15 protein-coding genes and 3 tRNA genes are annotated in these 18,218 nt (G+C 54.4%); 14 read left to right on the forward strand and 4 right to left on the reverse strand.

All coding sequences use genetic code 11. The annotated features are described in order from the left end of the window. The first annotated feature begins 82 nt into the window (after positions 1-82). Positions 83-155, forward strand: a tRNA-Asn gene (locus EKM95_RS08620). 322 nt (positions 156-477) lie between these two features. Here EKM95_RS08620 and EKM95_RS08625 read toward each other — a convergent pair. Further along, positions 478-550: transfer RNA gene (locus EKM95_RS08625), tRNA-Thr, on the reverse strand. Between the two features lie 484 nt (positions 551-1,034). Between EKM95_RS08625 and EKM95_RS08630 the strand changes: the two genes are divergently transcribed. Then, positions 1,035-1,862 (forward strand): DNA/RNA non-specific endonuclease, encoded by an 828-nt coding sequence (locus EKM95_RS08630; protein ID WP_164510145.1) that lies wholly within the window; start codon positions 1,035-1,037, stop codon positions 1,860-1,862. Between the two features lie 248 nt (positions 1,863-2,110). Here EKM95_RS08630 and EKM95_RS08635 read toward each other — a convergent pair whose 3' ends face one another. Then, on the reverse strand, positions 2,111-2,497 hold the full coding sequence (locus EKM95_RS08635) for a hypothetical protein (protein WP_225423263.1): 387 nt from the start codon (positions 2,495-2,497) through the stop codon (positions 2,111-2,113). Positions 2,498-2,569: 72 nt separating this feature from the next. On the opposite strand from EKM95_RS08635, the gene EKM95_RS08640 reads away from it, so the two are divergent. The 8 genes from EKM95_RS08640 (at position 2,570) to EKM95_RS11850 (ending at position 11,720) form a co-directional block, all read left to right on the forward strand. After that, the gene (locus EKM95_RS08640) at positions 2,570-3,079 is read left to right on the forward strand and encodes a hypothetical protein (protein ID WP_125697523.1); all 510 of its coding nucleotides are present in this window, start codon (positions 2,570-2,572) and stop codon (positions 3,077-3,079) included. Between the two features lie 217 nt (positions 3,080-3,296). Next, positions 3,297-4,763: a peptide MFS transporter gene (locus tag EKM95_RS08645; protein WP_164510146.1), complete on the forward strand. Its 1,467-nt coding sequence runs from the start codon at positions 3,297-3,299 to the stop codon at positions 4,761-4,763. 65 nt (positions 4,764-4,828) lie between these two features. Then, a complete protein-coding gene (locus tag EKM95_RS08650) occupies positions 4,829-5,638 on the forward strand; it encodes a metallophosphoesterase (protein WP_125697525.1) in 810 nt (269 codons plus the stop codon). 184 nt (positions 5,639-5,822) lie between these two features. Continuing rightward, positions 5,823-5,903 (forward strand) — tRNA-Tyr (locus EKM95_RS08655). A gap of 53 nt (positions 5,904-5,956) precedes the next feature. Further along, positions 5,957-6,478 carry a GtrA family protein gene (locus tag EKM95_RS08660; protein ID WP_164510147.1) on the forward strand — a complete coding sequence of 174 codons (522 nt, stop codon included), beginning with the start codon at positions 5,957-5,959 and terminating at the stop codon, positions 6,476-6,478. Further along, positions 6,438-7,361 (forward strand): glycosyltransferase family 2 protein, encoded by a 924-nt coding sequence (locus EKM95_RS08665; RefSeq protein WP_125697529.1) that lies wholly within the window; start codon positions 6,438-6,440, stop codon positions 7,359-7,361. Before EKM95_RS08660 ends, EKM95_RS08665 begins: the two co-directional genes overlap by 41 nt. A 99-nt stretch (positions 7,362-7,460) precedes the next feature. Further along, complete coding sequence (locus tag EKM95_RS08670) at positions 7,461-9,716, forward strand: C40 family peptidase (protein WP_125697531.1); 2,256 nt, start codon at positions 7,461-7,463, stop codon at positions 9,714-9,716. 63 nt (positions 9,717-9,779) lie between these two features. After that, entirely contained in the window at positions 9,780-11,720 is a 1,941-nt protein-coding gene (locus EKM95_RS11850) for a C39 family peptidase (protein WP_225423265.1), read from the forward strand. A gap of 58 nt (positions 11,721-11,778) precedes the next feature. Here the strand turns inward: EKM95_RS11850 and galU are convergent, their stop codons facing one another. Then, on the reverse strand, positions 11,779-12,678 hold the full coding sequence (gene galU, locus EKM95_RS08680) for a UTP--glucose-1-phosphate uridylyltransferase GalU (RefSeq protein WP_125697533.1): 900 nt from the start codon (positions 12,676-12,678) through the stop codon (positions 11,779-11,781). A 127-nt stretch (positions 12,679-12,805) separates the two neighbouring features. Between galU and EKM95_RS08685 the strand changes: the two genes are divergently transcribed. From EKM95_RS08685 to EKM95_RS08695, 3 genes are all read left to right on the forward strand, one after another. After that, positions 12,806-14,758 (forward strand): alpha/beta hydrolase family protein, encoded by a 1,953-nt coding sequence (locus EKM95_RS08685; protein WP_125697535.1) that lies wholly within the window; start codon positions 12,806-12,808, stop codon positions 14,756-14,758. 70 nt (positions 14,759-14,828) lie between these two features. Then, entirely contained in the window at positions 14,829-15,629 is an 801-nt protein-coding gene (gene proC / locus EKM95_RS08690; RefSeq protein WP_125697537.1) for a pyrroline-5-carboxylate reductase, read from the forward strand. A gap of 88 nt (positions 15,630-15,717) precedes the next feature. After that, the gene (locus EKM95_RS08695; RefSeq protein WP_125697539.1) at positions 15,718-16,419 is read left to right on the forward strand and encodes a GntR family transcriptional regulator; all 702 of its coding nucleotides are present in this window, start codon (positions 15,718-15,720) and stop codon (positions 16,417-16,419) included. A 72-nt stretch (positions 16,420-16,491) separates the two neighbouring features. On the opposite strand, the gene EKM95_RS08700 is transcribed toward EKM95_RS08695, so the two are convergent. Next, positions 16,492-17,304, reverse strand: coding sequence for a hypothetical protein (locus tag EKM95_RS08700; RefSeq protein WP_125697541.1), 813 nt, complete (start codon positions 17,302-17,304; stop codon positions 16,492-16,494). A 171-nt stretch (positions 17,305-17,475) separates the two neighbouring features. On the opposite strand from EKM95_RS08700, the gene EKM95_RS08705 reads away from it, so the two are divergent. Continuing rightward, positions 17,476-18,216 (forward strand): WecB/TagA/CpsF family glycosyltransferase, encoded by a 741-nt coding sequence (locus EKM95_RS08705; RefSeq protein ID WP_125697543.1) that lies wholly within the window; start codon positions 17,476-17,478, stop codon positions 18,214-18,216. Positions 18,217-18,218 lie beyond the last annotated feature (2 nt).

Consider the following 18,218-nt stretch of genomic DNA (forward strand, 5'->3'; position numbering starts at 1 on the left):
CGAACACAGAAGTTAAGCTTCTCTACGCCGAGAGTAGTTGGTGGGTAACTGCCTGCGAGGGTAGGAAGCCGCCGCGCTTTATTCCGGTTTAGCTCAGTTGGTAGAGCACCTGACTGTTAATCAGGTTGTCGTCAGTTCGAGCCTGACAACCGGAGCTAACAAAGTCAGCCTTTCGAGGTTGGCTTTTTTGTTTGCAAATTTTCACTGCAGATGATCCGGGTGAAGGCGCATCGAACAGAAATTGATGCAGGCAACGAAACCGGCGTTACCGAATGCCATTGTTCTGAGGCTAAAGACTAGCATCAGAAGCACGCTCATTGGGAAAGGATTACGAGCGCCCAGCCGGTGTGGGCTGAAACACACGTTGCAGTTGTGGATCGAAGAGTCCTGTTGTCTACAAGACAGAAGCATGCCAAACAAAAAGTGCCCCGAATGCTGATCAATCAACATTCGGGGCACTCATGGGAAAAACTCTGCTGCCGGCTAAAGGACTCGAACCTTCGACCCTCGGTTTACGATACCGATGCTCTACCAACTGAGCTAAGCCGGCATTTCGTTGTCGCAACAACAAGAATGATTATACAGGAATCTCAAAATGCTGTAAAGGCCTTTTTGAGGGCGTTTTGCGCGTGTGGGTCAGGCTTTTTAGTTCCATGAGAAAAGCAGCGTTGTCGGACGAGTACGCCAGGCTTTTCAGTTGATTTCATTATTAGAAAAGCCCGGTAACACATGGCCGGCTGTCGCCTTTGTGATACTATAAAAACGGAAGCGGCCACCTTTTCAGAAACACATCGTGAATGCGACAACCTCTGTTGAGGAAAAGTGTGCGTTCAAGGCGATGTAGACCACATGCGCGTTTTTCTTGCGTAGCCGGTCAACCAGTCAACGAGACGCCAGTTAAAAACAATTTTTTGCGCAACCAGAGACTGGAAGGGTCTGCGTAATCTATCAAGCACAGTAGATAAGCCCAAGGCCAACTTGGGCGGGCACAAATACGATGCCTGATGCAGGGCATCATTTCTGGGGGAGAGATCATGGCAAAACGGGGTAAAGGGCGGCAGAATTCAATACTTGGACTGGCAGTGGTCATCATCATGGCGTTGGTCGGCGGCGGGGCGCACCTTCTGAATTCGGGCGGGTCGCAAAATGCCGCACCGGCCGGCACGACTGCGACTACAGGGCAAACGCAGAACCGAAGCGATAAAGAGGAGTACGCTTACCTCGCCAAACTCGATTATCAAAATAATAGTGAGCCGGTGATCGAGCTCGCAAAGAATAAGAGCGGCCTTGACGCTGCCACCTGGAATGGGCCGCGCATTGTGTATGGAAATCTCGATCAACTCAACCGGACAACGACGAATATCGGCTATCTAAACCGGCAGACACTGATCAAGTCTGCCGGTCGGCCCCGCCAGACGTGGCAGCCAACGGGATGGCATAATCGAACCAGCTATGTCGATGGCAAGCAGGTCAATCGACAGAACCGCGGGCATCTGATCGCCTACACGCTTTCAGGCAACCTGAACAACGACGGGCAATACGCGTCTGGTAACATGGGCTCTAGTGATAATCCGAAAAATCTTGCCAGCCAGACCGAATACGCGAATCAGGTCCTAATGCAACCCTATGAGCAACAGGCACGCGATGCAATCGCCAGTGGGGAGAAGTTGATTTATGAGGTCACCACGGTCTTTCGCGGCAACGAGCTCATGCCGCGTGGTTACTGGCTGCGTGCCTTGACGACAGATGGCGACCTCGATTTCAATGTGTATATTTTCAACGTGCAAAATGGTATCCGGTATGACTATGCGACAGGGCGCAGCGTGGTGGATAACAAGGTCGTCGTCAAAGAGGAGGACTAGCAAGCCAATCGCATACGCGGACTGCGACGCTCATTTTTCTTGGCCTTATCTAGAGGCCATCTTGAACACGACCGGGTAACCCGTCAAGTATGCCGCAAAGGCCCAGCGCACCGGTGACACAGCAGCCATTGACCACCCTTGGACCACCCTTGCTCCCGAAGTGGTACTTCGGGAGCTTTTTTCATCTCTGCGGCAAGCAAAAAACGCGCCAGCCGACTCGACCGGACGCGTTTATCGCCACTACTGCGTTAGTTTTTGAACCGCAACTTCGGCAGATCGACATGCGGCACATCCTTGAGATGTTGCCAAAAGATTAAGTCGATGCTGTGGTCGGGGTAGGTGTAATAATCGACTTTCATTTCAGTCAGGTCTTTTTGCATGACTGCGAAATACAGCGGTCGCGGGGCGTCCTCGAGTCCTGCGGTGATCACGAAGATGTATTTGACCATTTGTTCAAATAGCGGTTGCGTGAGCCCGACTTCCTGGACGAACGCCATATCGACGTAACTGATCTCATCGGTGTCGCGGACGAGCCCGATGTGTGAAACGGGAAAGCCGCCATAATTGCCTTGACGATCGATGTACCACACCAAGTGTTTGACTTGGCGGATGTCAAATGCGGGTTTATGAAACATAAGGTGCCAAAGCGCCAAAACGAGGTCATCTCCTTTGGTGTATAATCGACTTCATATGAGCGGAGGGATCACATGCAACAAATAAAACGCGCCGCGCTGGTGCTGACCCTGATCTTAGGATTGGGCGCCTGTAGCGCAAACACGACTCAGCAGTCGGCTGAAAGTAGTTCTAGTAGCAGTTCGACGAAGGTGGTCGTCACTAAGAAAAAGTATACCAGAAATGAGCTCGAGCAGCGTTTCGACTCAACGGCTCAGGCGGTGATCGATCCGATCACCGCTGCGGCGGATGGCAAGGGCGGCCAACAAGTCAATGACTTGGCGAAACAGAGTCAGCAGACGCTTGCCACCACGCGCGCCCAGCTTGAAGGCAATCAGACTGAGCCTGCGCTGACCAAGACCTTGATCGAGTATGTCAAACTCAGCAATGACGCCCTGGCGAAAATGCAGGGGAAAAGCCAAAGCGCGTATGATAAGGCGATCAAAAAATTTGTCGATCAGACAAGCGCGATTGCCAAAAAGCATTTCAATAATCGGCTACCACAAGCCTTCAAAGATTATTATAAGCAACGGAACGGCAAATAGCCGCAGGGGCCAGTCAGTGATCACGACAATCACCGACTGGCTTTTTTGATTAAAAATGAAGAAACGTTTGGTTGAGATTAGAGTTCTCTTTTGATAGCGGTTGTTAAATGGCAATAAAACTCATGTAAATTGCGGTCCCAGTGAAATGCGGCTATAATTTTAACATGTGTTTTTTAAGGAAAATCCGGTGCTAAGGCATCTTAGAATGGAGCTTCTCATGTCTAAACAATCGCCAAAAAAGTTCATGGGCCATCCGCGCGGCCTCTTGACCCTGTCGCTCACTGAATTCTGGGAACGGTTCAGTTACTACGGCATGCGTACCATCTTGATCTATTACATCTACTACGCCGTCAGCGAAGGGGGCCTCGGGTTTGATAAGCCGACCGCCTTGTCGATCATGTCGATCTACGGCTCGCTGGTTTATCTGGCCAGCACGATCGGCGGGTTTGTCTCTGATCGTCTGCTTGGCCCGCGCAAGACTGTCTTTTGGGGCGGTGTGCTGATCATGTTCGGCCACATTGTGCTTGCTTTGCCGCTAGCCGCAACCGGGTTGTTCGTATCCATCGCGTTGATCGTTTTGGGGACCGGGCTGCTCAAGCCGAACGTCTCGGAAATGGTGGGCGACCTTTACGCGCCGGAAGATATTCGCCGCGATTCTGGCTTTTCCATTTTCGTGATGGGCATCAACTTCGGCTCACTGTTGGCCCCGCTGATCGTGGCCTGGGTGCAGGATAAGGTCAATTTTCACGCCGGTTTTTCGCTTGCGGCGATCGGCATGTGTATCGGTTTGATCTATTACGTCTGGTCCGGGAAAAAGACGATCAATCCGATCGACAACTTGGCGCCTGATCCATTGCGGCCAGAAGAACTGCGGCCACTACTGAAAAAAGTCGGCCTGGGCCTGGCTGCGCTGGTGGTCGTGCTGGCGGCGATGGCAGGGCTTCACGGCTTGACCATCGAAAATGTGATTCTACTGATCACAATCATCGCCGTGGCCGTGCCGGTCGTTTATTTTGTGATGATGCTGACCAGTCCAAAGGTGACAAAAGTCGAACGCTCGCGGGTCTGGGCCTATGTGCCGCTGTTCATCGCGGCGGTGATCTTCTGGGCGATCGAAGAGCAAGGCTCGGCGGTCCTCGCCACGTTTGCGAACACCCAGGTGCGGCTGAACATTGGCAGTTTCCACATTCTGCCAGGTTGGTTCCAGATGCTCAACCCATTTTTCATTCTCGTGTATGGCCCGCTGTTTGCGCTGCTGTGGGTGCGGCTTGGCAAGCGCCAGCCCAGCTCGCCGAAAAAATTCGTCTACGGCTTGATCTTCACCGCCTTGTCGTATCTGGTGATGGTCGCGCCAGTCGCGCTATTTGGTCCCTATGAAAAAGTCTCGCCGCTGTGGCTAGTGCTGTCCTGGGCGATCGTCGAGGTCGCTGAAATGTTGATCTCGCCAGTCGGCCTGTCCGTCACCACGAAGCTTGCGCCCAAAGCCTTTTCCTCGCAGATGATGAGCATGTGGTTCCTCGCCGATGCGGCCGGGCAGGCGGTGAACGCGCAGATCGTTCGCTGGTACACGCCGCAAACGGAGATCGCCTATTTTGCCGTGATCGCCATTGTGACAGCCGTCTTCGCGGTTGTGCTGTGGCTCTTGTCGCCGCGCATTGAAAAATTAATGGCCGGCGTCAATTAACATCGCTGGTCGCCGCCTCGCTGTCGTGTTAGAATGACGGTACTTTTACCAAGGAGGCGGCGGGCATGCGTATTGCGATCAGCGTCGATGATCATCTCGATATCAACAAAGTCGACGAACATGAGCTGATTCCGCGCCAGGCGGAACTGCTGGTCAAGCGAGGGGTCGCCCTGTATCTCAATGCAGGGGATACCTACAACGATTTTGGCAAGACGCTGGCCTATTTTCGCCGGCTGCAAGAAGCACTTGGCACCGCCGCGCAGGTCCGGTTCATCGCGGGCAACCACGACCTGGTGAACGGCATTTCCTATGAAGAGGCGCAATCGGACGTCGACCCGCTTTATCTGCATGAAAAAACGCTGCGCATTCCGGGCAACGAGACCGTCGTGATCGGCAATAATGGGTGGTATGATTATTCCCTTGCCGAACCCCCGCAGCGCAGCGATGCCGCCTATGCCACCTGGAAGCGGGCCTACTGGATCGATGGCCAGATTCCCCAGCCGGTAAGCGACCGTGAGCGCATGGCGCGGGTGCTGGCCACGACTGAGCAAGCGCTGCTCGCCGCTCAAGGAAAAAGGGTGCTGTATCTCACGCATTTTGTCCCGCATCCCGCGTATATCTATTTCACCGGGCATCGCATGTGGCAAATGGCGACCGCGTTGATGGGGTCCGCGCAGCTCGGCGCCTTGCTTGCGCGATATGGTGTGTGGGCGGCGGCGTTTGGTCATTTACACAAGCGCGATACGCCTTGGCAGCTGGATGGCGTCACTTATTATCACCAACCGGTCGGCTATGGCATGCGACGCCGGTTTGAGTGGCAAAGCCATGACTTCTTCACGGAATGGGAAAAGACGCTGGTGGTGTTGGATGTGTAAGGCTGCAAGGCCCAGTCACGTTGGCATCTTGCAACCTTCTTCCCAAATAGTTTGGCTCCGCCGAGCGGGTAGGGACATCTAGACCTAGTCCCGCCTAAGTACTCGGCGCCGCAGCCTTGTTCTTTCTATTGATTCTTTCGTGAAATCCCTGTACACTGATTAACGTTGACTTAGGTCACGTTTTGGAGGATTAGCGAAGAGGCTAAACGCGACGGACTGTAAATCCGTTCCTTCGGGTTCCTAGGTTCGAATCCTAGATCCTCCATCGTAGCGAATGCATCTGCATTCGCTTTTTCTATATGCTCACCCGATTCGCTTTTGGCTCAGTGCCAAGGCAGGAGGCTCGCTATCAACTGGCAATCGCAGCGCGTTAAGGCAAAACTCAAAGAGATCATTTTCTATCTCGTCTTTGGCGGGCTCACGACCCTCGTCAACATCGCGGCCTTTTGGCTTGGGACAAACTGGCTGCACTGGTATTACCTGGTGGCGAATCTGGTTGCCTGGGTGCTATCTGTCTGGTTCGCGTTTGAGACCAATCGCCGCTGGGTCTTCACGGGAAGCGTTGCGCAAAAAGAATCCACGTCGATTCAACTTTGCCGGTTTTTTCTTGCCCGAGGCGTCTCACTTGTCATCGATATGGGGTGTATGATTGGGCTTGTTCAAGGCATTCGGACAAGTGACCTCACCGCGAAGCTTGTGACCCAGGTCATCGTGGTGATTCTCAATTATTTACTCAGTGTCCATTTTGTGTTCGGCGCGTCCCCAAAGCAGTCGAGCCAGGAAGAAAGGAGCCGATCAGATGCGCAAAACGATCGCGATCATCATCCCATGTCGAAATGAAGAGGAAAACGTGCCGCTGATCTACCGCGCCGTTTCTGACGTGTTTCAAACGCGTCAGGAACAGCCGCTTTTTTGGTTCATCAATGATGGCTCGACCGATGCGACTCTCGCTGCGATTCATCAGTTGCAGGCCAGCGATGAGGCAGTCCACTATATCGATTTTTCCCGGAGTTTTGGCAAGGAAGCCGCGATGTATGCGGGCTTGTGCAACGCGAAGGCCGACCTGTATACGATCATGGATGCCGATCTCCAGGACCCGCCGGAAATGTTGCCCAAGATGATCGCCGGTATCGAGGCGGGGTACGACATGGTGGGTGCCCAGCGCGTGGACCGCACCGGTGAGCCGAAGATCCGCTCGTTTTTCAGTAATCTCTTTTACCGGATCATCAACCGCCTGTCTGCGACGCAGATCGTGCCTGGCGCCCGGGACTTTCGCGTGATGACGCCCGCGGTTGTGGCCGCCATTTTGTCGCTGGCGGAGCGCAACCGCTTTTCCAAGGGCATCTTTGCCTGGGTCGGCTTTCGGACACAATACATTCCGTATCAAAATGTGGCTCGCAAGCACGGCGAATCCTCCTGGTCGTTTCGCAGCCTGTTTCGCTATTCGATCGATGGGTTGATCGATTTTTCGGAGGCGCCTTTGACCTTTGTGTCTTGGATCGGGTTCGCCAGCTTTATTGGGGCAGGCATCGCGCTCTTGTTTATCGTCATTCGGGCGCTTCTGTTCGGTGACCCGACGCCTGGCTGGCCGTCCATGGTCTCGATCTTCTTGATGATTGGCGGTCTGCAGCTGTTTGCGCTGGGCATCGTCGGCCGGTATATCGGGAAGATCTACCTTGAGACGAAGCAGCGGCCGTTGTATATTGCGCGAGAGATCAAATAACTGCCGGCTTTATATTTTGAACTGGTAAATTGGTTCATCTATAATACGGGTATCCGCAGCAAAAGTAAGACAATTGGGTTGTTACAAGGGGAAGCAAATATGAATCAAATTGGGTTTGAAAGAAGGACGCGTCAGCGCTGGCAGTTGTTTTGGGGCAGTCTGGTGAGTGTTCTGGTCGTGATCACAATGCCCTTGCCGCAACCGGGACGCCGCGTCTTAGCAGCGACTGAAAGCAACGACGCGGTTCAGGGGTACGCGACGGTAATGACGAAAACGGCAAGGATCTGGCAGTCGCTCGATTTTGACGACTCCGTGAGTGCCGCACCCGTCTACCATCGGACGTTGGCAGTCCACTCGGTAAAAACGATTGCCAACGGCTCGCGTTATCTGGAACTTTATGATCGGTATGGCCAACGTCTTGGCTATCTGAACGAGACGCTGACGCAGCGCGCGACCACCTCGAAAGGTGCCCCACTTGCAGTCACCCGGTATCTGACGGTCACTGCCGACAATTTGGAAGTCTATCAAGGATTTGATAGCGCCCCGGTCAGCACGACAGGGTCCTACCTGCATCAGACACTTCTTGCAAAACGCTTGTACTACCGTTTTGACGGGAAAGCCTATTACTCCCTCTATAATAAAATGGGTCAGTGGTTGGGCTATTTTGACTCCGCGGCCGTTCAAGAGGGCTCAGGCAATCTGGGCTCAGGCCTGAGTGAAGACAGTTATGTCACGCTCACGAATTCTGGGTTTTCGTTATATCGAGACTTCTGGACAAAGAAAGCCAGCGCCGCTAGCTATGTGGATCGGACGTATCATGTTCGCTACAGCCACCGTGCTTACAATGGATCAGAATATCTGTCCTTGTACGATGCGGCTGATAGTTATATTGGTATCGTTAACCGACTTGCGACAAAAGCAGGCGCTGGTCCCCAGGGTGCGCCGCGTTCGGTCAATATCCCAGTTGTTTTGACCAACACGAAGGCCACACTTTGGCGCAATTTTTCCTGGACGCCGCTCGCGTCAGCCACGCAGTATCAAGATGCGCAGCTGACGGCAAAATGTGCATTTTACCATCTCAATGGCAGTACATATTACTCACTTTATGACAGCCAAGACAAATGGGCCGGTTATGTGAATGCGGCGGCGACGACTTCTGATCTGCTGAAGACGGCCTTTGGTGCGGCTTTCAACAGTTATGTTTATGTGGCGATTCCTACCGGCAATAAAGCAAGCACTTGGACTTCCCCCAATGGCCAGAAAGCTGCGACACTTTACACGAACGGAACACGTCTCAGGACAAAGCGTGCGCGATTGATCGGCTCGCGGATGTGGTATCAATTGACGAATGGGTTGTGGTCGAATGATATCTACCTGTCGTTGACTGTTTCTAATAAATCGCGTGGGTATACGACGAGTATTAAACGCAATCGCGTTCGCACCTATGCAGGCAAGTCGGCCACTGTGTATGATGCGCCTGGTGGGCACCGAGTTGACACCTTGGGCACGAAAACGATTCCGACTTTTTCCAATCGCAGCGTATTCAAAAATGAAATGTGGTTCAAGATTGGGATCAATCGCTGGGTGCGGCGCACTCAAGCCTATGAAGTCTTGCCGTATCAAAATCCCGCCGGTGTGTTCCAAGTTCTTTATGACAAGATTCAGCCGGTCGGTCAGATCGGCTATAATCTAGGCTATAGCTATGAAGGTGTGAAGACCTGGCTCGTACTCGGTAAGTTGGGCCTGAGTCGCAGCTACAATAACATGAGCGTGGCTGCCGTTGCAGCAGTCCGCCGCTTCCAAGCAAGCCATGGACTGCCCGCGAATGGGGTGGTCGATCTTGCCACCTGGAAAAAACTTGGGTTAAGCGCCTCACTGTGGACGAGTCTGGATCGTTATGTTCATCCCCTTGGAGCGCAGTGGTATAACGACCGCTCTGAACACATTGAAGCGATAATTGCTGCCGCCTATGAGTATCTAGGCAACCCATATATGGTAGGGGCCTCGTCCACGCCCTCATATGGGGTGGACTGTTCAGGACTGGTGATGCAGGCACTTTACGCCGCGGGCATCAGCCCAGTACCAGTGTCCTCGATTCAGCATGCCCAACCTGGCAATGAATGGAACTCACGGCTGTTAGCGGCCAGCAGTAAATTCAAGACGGTCGCCTACAGTGCACGCCAGCGTGGCGACTTGATCTTCTATAAGGAGCCAGGAACTGGGCTGGTGTGGCATGTTGCGATCTATCTCGGGCATGACCAGGTCATCGAAGCGTGGCCGCCGAAAGTTATGGTGGCGCCCATTAAAAATAGTCATCGTAACTGGGTCAGTCGAGTCGCCAGACCCTTCCAATAAAGCGAGGAGTTAAATAAATTGGTTAGATCAAAACGAAGAACGGTCGCGCTCAGCGTTGCATGTGTGCTTAGCTTAGTTGGCGCTGTTTTACCGGTACCAGTTCAGGCTGCCCAGACTGTGCTTGCCGCCAAAACAGGGACGGCGATGGGCAGTCAATCAAGCAATCCGGCACTCTCGGCGGAACCGTCGCCGTCAAACCCGGACACTGGAATCGAACAGAAGAACGTTCAGCAACCCGGAACGACTACAGATGAGAGCACCCAGGTTGAAACAGGTAATGGCGCCTCAGCGCCTTCCGACACTGCGACCAAACCATCGACAGACGAGACGAACGCGACCAAGCAGCCAATAAGCACAGTGCAAGACCAGTCGGCGCAGAAATCGGCTACTCACACCAGCCAATCAGCTCAATCATCTGAGGCGTCGAGCGGTCAGACGGCGTCAGACGCTTCAACTTCACAGCCGGCCGCGTCTTCAGTCACCCCAGATCAACCAAATCTCACGGAACCTGCTGCTGATGCGCCAACCTATGAGCCTGCAACTGGCTATGCAACCATCATTTCGGCCGGGGTCAAGATCTGGGTAGACCTGACTTTTTCGGTTTCTCAATCGGCCGGAACTTATTTGAATCAGACCTTAAAGATCGACCAAGTTGGAACTATCTCAAATGGCAGTCAGTATTATCGGTTGCGCAATGCTGCAGGCCAAGTGATTGGTTACATCAACGCGCTGACAGTGGCAGTCACTGACGCGCCGCAGGGACGGGCAGAGATGCGCACCGATTATCTGACGGTGATCGATGACACGCCGCTCTATCGTAATTTTGATGGCGTCGTGCTCAATGCCGCTGGGAAATATTATCATCAGACGCTTCGCTCTCGGGGGCTTTATCACCACTTCAATGGGCGAACCTATGCCTCACTGTATGACAATACAAATCAGTGGGTAGGCTATGCGCCGCTCACCTCACTTCAGGCGGGAAGTGGCGTCTGGGGCGCGGGACTGGCGGTCGATCAATATGCGACCATCAGCAGTCGCAACTTCACGTTATATCGGAATTTCGATTGGGTGAAAATAAGTACAACGGCCGCGAATTATCAAAAGACGTTCCAAATCAGATATCTCCATCATGGCTTCAATGGCAGCACGTTTGCTTCGCTGTATAACAATAATGGTGGCTTTGTCGGTATCGTCAATCTGACCGCGTTGCGGGTCGGGGATGGCCAACAAGGGGCGCCGATCGCAATGCCTGCGAAGAAAGTCGTGATCAACTCAAAGACCGCTTCCCTGTGGCGAAATTTTACCTGGGTCAAAAAAGGGGCCGCCAGTACTTATTACGGGCAAACGCTGCTGGCAAAATGCTTTTATCAGCACTTTAATGGTAGCACGTATTACTCGCTCTACACCGTTAATGGGGTCTGGGTCGGCTACCTGAATGCGAGCTGCGTCAAGGACCCGGTCCTGTTGTACAAAAAATTGGATGTCGTCAATTACAGCCAGTACGCAAATGGCATTCCGGAAGGCTGTGAAGGCGTTTCTTTGCTGGAAGCCCTCAAGTATAAGCGACACGCCTTGAATTATTCCCCGCGCCAGTTCTTATCCTTGATTCCCAAGGCGAGTTCCCCATATGCGGGATTCGTCGGTAGTCCATTTGTCTCGAGCGGTCAATACACGGCGATTTTTGCTGCACCACTGGCAAAATGGGGTCGTCAGTTCGGGGATGTCGCAGATATTTCTGGGTCTTTGGTCAATGAGCTACTTGCAGAGGTCGAAAAGGGAAATCCGGTGGTCGCCTATGTCACGATTCACTTTGCCACACCAGCCTGGGCGCAGTGGCCATTTGGTCGGGTCCCCAACAATAACCATGCCGTTGTTTTGGCTGGGTTCAATAAAACAGCAGGAACGGTGTACGTATCCGATCCAATCGATGGCAAATATTGGCTGCCACTGACGACTTTCTCGCGCATCTACAATGCTCGGAAAATGGCCGTTGTGGTTCGCTGAATCAAATAGGGACGACACACTGCAGTTGCAACCACGCAGTGTATCGTCCCTTTCTTTGTTACTTTGATGAAGCTTGCTCTTTTTTTAGTCGATCAGCTAGCTCCAAAATATAAGCCCGCAGCTCGTCTTTGACTTCCGGATGCGTCAGGCCGTATTCAATATTGGTCTCAACATAGCCGGCCTTGTTGCCGACATCGAAGCGCTCGCCTTTGAACACATGGGCGAAGACGCGCTGGGTCTGGTTGAGGGTGTCGATGGCATCGGTGAGCTGAATCTCATTGCCTTTGCCGGGTTTGGTGTGTTCAAGCACGTCAAAGATCTCAGGCGTTAGAAGATACCGGCCAATGATCGCCAGGTCGCTTGGGGCATCCTTGACCGCCGGCTTTTCGACAAACTTGCGCACGTTGTAAAGATTCGGGGCGACTTCGCTGCCGGGGTCGATGACACCATAGGAAGAGACATCCTTGTGCGGCACTTTTTTGACCGCAAGAATCGAGGCGTGGGTCTTATCGTATTCGTTGATCAACTGCTGGGTCAACGGGACCTCATCGTTCATCAGGTCGTCGCCGAGCATCACGACAAATGGCTCGCCAGCGATGAACGATTTTGCTAGGCGCACCGCGTCGCCCAACCCACGTGGGTAAGGCTGGCGCACGAAAAACATGTTTACGCCGATATCGGTGGTTTGGTGGACGAGGTTGAGCAGGTCAGTTTTCCCTTTGCTTTCAAGATTGGCTTCGAGTTCAGGGGCCGAGTCGAAATGATCCTCGATCGAACGCTTGGATTTACCCTCGATGATGAGGATATCTTCGATTCCACTTGCCTTGGCTTCTTCGACGATGAATTGAATCGTTGGCTTGTCAACAATCGGCAGCATTTCCTTCGCGAGCGCTTTGGTGGCGGGCAAGAAACGGGTCCCGAGGCCAGCTGCCGGGATGACGGCTTTCCTAACTTTCATGTGCTCCATCCTTTCTTGATCCTCTTAAGTATACGGTATCATCGGCCGAGATGATAGGCAGACGCATGATTGACACGCCCCTGGCCAAAAGATACGCTAACTATAGATTATTCAGGAGGCGATATCGATGAACGTACAAGCAGACGATATCTTCAAGATCAAGACGTTGAGCCAGCCGCAGGGCGACGGGCAGACGATTTTTTATCAGGAAAATTGGATAGATGAGACGGACAATACCTATTACTCGCGGCTGCGGAAGCTGGACCGTGCCACACGCCGTCAGCTGCCATTTGGCCACGACCAGCAACACGACCACGCCCCACAGCTGAACCGTTCCCAAACGACGCTTGGCTTCCTCAGCCAGGACAAGGATGGCCACACCCAAGTCTTCGTGCAGGCGACAGACGGCGGCTCGGCGCGCCAGCTGACCCATGAAAAAGAAGGGGTTGGCGCTTTTCTGTGGGCGGCCGATGATGCCTCTATTTTTTACCAGACTCAGACGACGCCGGCGAAGCCTGACCCAAAGCGGCCGGCTGTGAAAACAGTGACCAAGGCGCAGTACAAGCTCAACGGCGCCGGCGTGTTGCCGGAAGGGCTGACAAGCTCACTGAAGCAACAGGTGCTGACCAACAAAACAGGCCAGACGCTGTACACCAACCCAGACGGCTTCGGCTTGGCCGCAGTCTCTCCGACAGGCGACATGATTGCCTTGGCGCTTGGCCGTGATGAAAAAGATGACAAGAATTTTGGCTCGCAGGTGGGTCTGTTTGATCTGGCCACAGGCAAGGTGACACTGTTGGCGCTTGAGGCCCCGCAAAGCGCGCTGGAGGCATTGACGTTCAGTCCGGATGGCACCCAACTCTTGTTGTTTGGCAATGAAGGCCGACTGCCGAATGTGCAGCAAAATCATCTCTGGCACGCCGACCTTGCGACGGGCGAGCTGACGGATACAACCACGGACCTCGATCTGGACATCACCGGGATGATCACTGGCGATATTCAGCGCGGGCTGTCCGGTCGCGGCGCCGCCTTTGCGACTAGCGATTATTATGTGACGACCGGCTTTGACCATGGCCGCGCGAGCCTTTATGTCGGCGGGCCGGATGAGCCGCTTCACGTGCTCTTGGGCGGCGACCGGCACATCACGGATTGGGTACTGACCCCGGATGGACACGGCCTAATTTTTACCTGCAGCGACCCCGTTGTCCCAAGCCAACTGCGCTATTTTGACTTGATCACCGAAGACGAGACACTGCTGGCCGACCCGAACACGCGCTATGAAAATTCGCATGCGCTGGTGGCGCCTGAGGAGTTCAATTTTGACCGCGGCGAGTTCAACATCGAGGGGTGGTATTATGCCCCTGCCACGGCCAGCGCTGAAAAGCATCCTGCGATTCTGTATGTTCATGGCGGCCCGCAGGTAGGTTATGGCGACACGTTCTTCCATGAGATGCAGTTTCTGGCGGGCAAAGGCTACGGCGTGATCTGCCTCAATCCGCGCGGCGGGGCCGGCTATGGGCAAGCGTTCACGGCGGCCGTCATCCAGCATTACGGCGAAGATGATTATCAAGATCTGATGACCGGGGTGGATGAGGCGCTGCGGCTGGATCCACAGATCGACCCGACCCATGTGTATGTCACCGGCGGCTCATATGGCGGTTTCATGACGAACTGGATCGTGACCCACACGAATCGGTTCAAGGCGGCGGCGACCCAGCGCTCCATCTCAGACTGGATCAGTTTTTACGGCACCTCGGACATCGGTTATTACTTCACGCCGTGGGAATTGCAGGGCACCTGGTCGGGCGACACGGAAGACGTGCAGACGCTGTGGGATTTTTCCCCGCTAAAGTACATCGCCAACGTCAAGACGCCGACCCTGGTGCTGCACGGCGAAGAAGATCAGCGCTGTCCGATCGGGCAAGGCGAAGAGTTCTACACGGGCTTGAAAATGCACGGCGTTGACACGAAATTCATGCGCTTCCCTGGCTCGAACCACGAGTTGTCGCGGTCTGGCATGCCGCATTTGCGCATCGCCCGCCTGAATGCAATCGCCGATTGGTTTGAGGCGCATCGCTAAAACCTGGGCGCAAACTTTATCTTTCGCAGCGGACTGCTTGGCCCGTCAGTCGTCATTGGAGGAAATGTCTATGAAACTCGGCTTTATCGGCGTGGGCAACATGGCCCAGGCCATCATCGAGGGCTTGCTCAAGGCGCAGGCCCTGACGCCAGGCACCATCCTAGTTCACGGCGGGCACGCCGCGCATTTTCAGCCATACGCCGAGGCACATGGCCTGCAGGTCGCGCCGGATAACGCGACGGTGGCCGCTAGCTGTGAGATCGTGATTCTTGCGGTCAAACCCACCCTGGCCCCCTCGGTCTCTGCTGAGATCGCAGAGGCGGTGCAGGCACATCGCCCCATGATCATCTCTTTGATGGCAGGAGTCTCGCTGGAAAAACTCGCCACATTGTTGGGGGATGCCGCCTTGCCGCTGGTGCGCTTGATGCCAAACCTCAACGTCGCAATCGACGCGGGGATGACGGCCTATGCGCTCAACCAGGTCGCGGCGGCGCAGGCCCAGCAGGTGATCGATCTCTTTTCCCCACTTGGCGGGTTGACCGAGTTGCCAGAAGCGGATTTTGCCACATTTGGCGCGCTGGCAGGCAGTGCCCCGGCCTTCGTCTATCTCTTCATCGACGCGTTGGCGCGGGCCGGCGTGAAGCACGGCTTGACCAAGCAAACGGCCACTGAGATCGTCGCACAAATGCTGGCCGGAAGCGGGCAAATGGTGCTGGCAAGCGAGGCAAGTCCGTTTGATTTGATCGATAAGGTCTCCAGCCCTGGCGGCACGACGGTCGAAGGCATTTTGGCAATGGAGGCGCATGGCTTTTCCACGGCGGCGGTGGCCGGGGTCGACGCAACGATCGCCAAAGATCATGAGAGTGATTAAGTGAGTCAACAACGGTGCTTGCTTTGTTGGTCTATACCATTTATACTGGACAGGTAATCAGCAGAGCAAGTAGGAAAGGACGAGCGCAGTGGAATCTCCAGTCTATATTCAGATTCATAATCAGATCCGGCAGGACATCGAGGCAGGCAAGTGGCAGATCGGTGATCGTATCCCCTCTGAGCGCGACCTCGCCCAGTCGTTCAGCGTTTCGCGAATGACGCTGCGGCAGGCGATTCAGACGCTGGTGGATGAAGGCATTCTCGAGCGCCGCATCGGAGCTGGGACCTATGTCGCCAACCAGAAGGTACAGGAGCGGGTGTCCGGGGTCACGAGTTTCACGGACCTCATGCTCGCGCAGGGCAAAGTCCCTTCGAGCAAAACGATCTCGTATCATGTCGCCAAGCCGTCTTTGTCCGAAAGTGAGAAGTTGAAGTTGAACGATGGCGATCAGATCTTGCGGATGGAGCGGATTCGCTTTGCCGATGAGGTGCCGATCTGTTTTGAGGTCGCCACGGTGCCGTATGATCTCGTCAAGGATTTCAGTAAAAGCGAAGTGACCAAGTCCTTTTATCACGCCTTGGAGAAAAAAGGTGGCTTCCACATTGGCGGCGCGTCCCAGACTGTTTCCGCCATGCTGGCCAGTGAGCGCATCGCCGAATACCTCGACATCAAGCGCGGTGAGGCAATTTTACGCTTGCGCCAGATCTCGCTTCTGCAGGACGGCCGGCCGTTTGAATATGTCCGGACCCAGTATGTGGGCGAACGGTTTGAATTTTTCCTGGAACGCTAGGCAAAAGAAAGGAAAAGCGATGCATGACAGTCGGTTGTCGACTGCCATGCATCGCTTTTTGATTCGATTCGATCAAGGAAGATCGTCTTTGATGATCGTGGTGCGGCCGGCGATTCGCATGTGCTGAATGACGGCGCGCACATCGTTATCGCTGAAATAAACAGGATTTTCACCCAATGCCCGAATCTGTTGGCGGGCAGTAGTGATGTCCGCGGCCGTGATATCCAAGGTGCTGGTACTACCAGATTTCTGATCTGTTGAGGAGCCTGCGGTGGTACCGCTTTGACTATCGCTGGCTCCGTTGCTTGTCGGTGAGGATGAAGCCTTTGTCTGGGCGGATGTTTGGGCCTCAGCCAGTTTGGTATCGAGGCTAAGAATCTGGCTGTACAGGGTCTGATAAGGGGCGGCAGTGTATGGCGCTTTTTTCAAAGTTGCAAGGGCGTCGCGAGCTTTGGTCAGCGAGGCTGTGTCTTGGGTCAGTGCCGCTTCAGCATTCGTCAGGGTTTTATTGGCGATGGCGATATTGTCCTGGTAATTTTTGACTGTTTTGAGCCGGCTCGTCGCCTGAGCAATGAGCTTGGCGTTGCCGTTTTTTGTGGCGACCACCGCGTTCAACTGATCTGTGGCGGTGTCAAAGGCTTCTTGGGCGATTGCGGTCTCTGCTGCGACGAAATGTTTGAGCTGGGTGGTCCGCGCCTTGTTTTTCGCTGAGCTGTCCGAGTTTTGTACGGCCTGGCTCAATCCCCATGCCTGTTGATAGTTCTTTTCCGTCAAGGCGCTGGTCAGCTGACTCTTTGTCGACGCAAGCCCATTGTCGTTTTGCCGACACCCTGTAAGTGTGACGATCAACGTTGCCGCGACGGCTAGTAAAATAGTTTTTTTCATCTTTGCACCTCCATGCATCAGTATATCATAGCTGGGTATCCGCGCGAGATTGCCCGGGGTATCCCAAAGTATTCCTAACTCCTTGCAGAAAAGGTGAGCTTGCCCGCTGAATTTGGTATAATATTTCACAAATAGCCCCGTGCGTGGCGGGCGACCAAGGTGGGTGAGGGTGTGAAAAAGATCGAGGTGCTTGGCGTGACGTTTGACGCCGGCACAAAGCAGGAGATTCTGGCCCGGATCGCGGACAGACTCGCGGCGCGTGAAGGGACATTTGTGGTCACCGCCAATCCGGAGATCGTGATGAAGGCGCGGCGCGATCCCGATTTTTCCGCGCTGGTCAAGCAGGCGGAGCTGGTCACCGCAGATGGCATCGGGGTCGTGCAAGGCGCCGCGATGCTGGGTCGGCCGCTGCCGGAACGCGTGACTGGCTACGACCTGCTTGTGGACTTGCTGGGGCTGGCCAATGAGAAGCACCTTCGCGTTTTCCTCATCGGCGCCAAGCCCGAGGTGATTGCCCAGACCGCGGCCAAGGTGCAGGCCACGTATCCGCAACTGGTCCTGGCCGGAGCCCGCGATGGGTATTTCGACCTGACCGACACCAGCGTCATTGAGGCGGTGGCCTCTGCGCGCCCGGACATGGTGTTTGCCGCGCTGGGGGCGCCCAAACAGGAACAATTTTTGACCCAATTGCGCGCGCAGCTGCCACATGCCTTGTTGATGGGGGTCGGCGGGAGCTTTGATGTGCTGGCCGGCGTCGCCAAGCGCGCGCCAAGCTGGATGCAGCGCGCGCATCTTGAATGGTTGTATCGGCTCATCAAACAACCCAGTCGACTCGGCCGGATGATGGTCCTGCCGCAATTTGTTTTTGCTGTCAGAAAGCAGCGGCGCGCTGAACGCCAAGCTCACAAGTAGCC

This window comes from Lacticaseibacillus yichunensis, from assembly GCF_003946405.1.
In the GTDB taxonomy this organism is placed as follows: Bacteria; Bacillota; Bacilli; order Lactobacillales; family Lactobacillaceae; genus Lacticaseibacillus; species Lacticaseibacillus yichunensis.